Consider the following 395-nt stretch of genomic DNA (forward strand, 5'->3'; position numbering starts at 1 on the left):
GTGGCGAGCGCGTTCGATCCGGGCCGTTGCGTCACCACCATTGCGACCGCCGACTTGCGCAGTATGCGGCTGCTAGTAGCATAGGACAGCGCACCGAGCTCGACGCGAGCGACGTCGCGCAGCCGCACCGTGCGGCCGTCGGAGCCGGCCTTCACCACGATGTCCTCGAACTGCCTGATGTCCTTGAGGCGGCCAGTGAAGACGAGGTTCGGCTGGAAGGCGCGATCGGCGATCGGCGGCTCGGCGATCTGGCCGCCGGCGATCTGCAGGTTCTGCGCCCGGATCGCCGCCAGCACCTCGGCCGAGGTCAGGCCGAGATTGGCGATCCGGTCGGGATCGAGCCACAGCCGCATCGAATAGTCGCGCGCGCCGAACATCTGGATGTCGCCGACGCC

The 395-nt window shown here is 68.6% G+C and carries 1 protein-coding gene; it reads right to left on the reverse strand.

Translation table 11 applies throughout. The features are described 5' to 3' along the window. Nucleotides 1–395 (reverse strand): efflux RND transporter permease subunit (locus tag AKL29_RS13145; RefSeq protein WP_193395209.1); only part of this gene is annotated, 395 nt, incomplete at both ends.

Origin of the sequence: Bradyrhizobium pachyrhizi, assembly GCF_001189245.1 — a bacterium.
Lineage (GTDB): Bacteria > Pseudomonadota > Alphaproteobacteria > Rhizobiales > Xanthobacteraceae > Bradyrhizobium > Bradyrhizobium pachyrhizi.